The organism is Halomonas campaniensis (assembly GCF_002211105.1).
Lineage (GTDB): Bacteria > Pseudomonadota > Gammaproteobacteria > Pseudomonadales > Halomonadaceae > Vreelandella > Vreelandella campaniensis_A.
Window position 1 is genome coordinate 1 of record NZ_JPUA01000047.1, and the last position, 640, is coordinate 640.

Genomic DNA, 640 nt, shown 5'->3' on the forward strand with positions numbered 1-640 from the left:
GCTATCCGCCGGGGCTTCAAAATTGGGCGCACTCTTAAAGCTCAGCGCACCGCTGTTGGCATCCAGGGTGAACAGGGCCTGGTCGGCGCCACCGGTAAGGCTGTAGGTGAGCAGATCGCCGTCAGCGTCCGTGGCTACCAGCGTCGTTACCGCGATGGTGTTTTCCGTGACACTGACTTTGTTGGCAGTGGAGAAGACGGGGGCTTCGTTAACATCCGTCACGGTAATCGACAGCGCCTGGGGGGCGCTGCTCAAGCTTCCATCGCTGGCGGTCAGGATGACGTCATACACATTGTTACCGCCTGCATCGGCAGGGGCTTCAAAGTCCGGTGCGCTCTTGAAGCTTAGCGCGCCGCTGTTGGCATCGAGATTAAACAACGCCGCGTCGGTACCACTCAGCGTATAGGTCAAGGCATCGTTTTCTGGATCACTGGCCGTCGCGGTATAGAGCGTACCGGCGGTATTTTCGGCCACGCTGACCTTGGTCGCGCCCGTCAGCATCGGCGCCTCATTGACGTCGGTGACGGTCACTTCCAGCGTTAGCGGTGCGCTGCCGCCTTGGCCGTCACTGGCAGTCACTTCCACCGTGTAGGTGTTGTCACTGTTGCTATCCGCCGGGGCTTCAAAATTGGGCGCACTC

General features: G+C 60.2%; 1 protein-coding gene. It reads right to left on the reverse strand.

The genetic code is table 11. The annotated features are described in order from the left end of the window. Window positions 1-640, reverse strand: a 640-nt coding sequence (locus tag JI62_RS22695; RefSeq protein ID WP_170938609.1) for an Ig-like domain-containing protein, incomplete at both ends; no start/stop codon positions are given.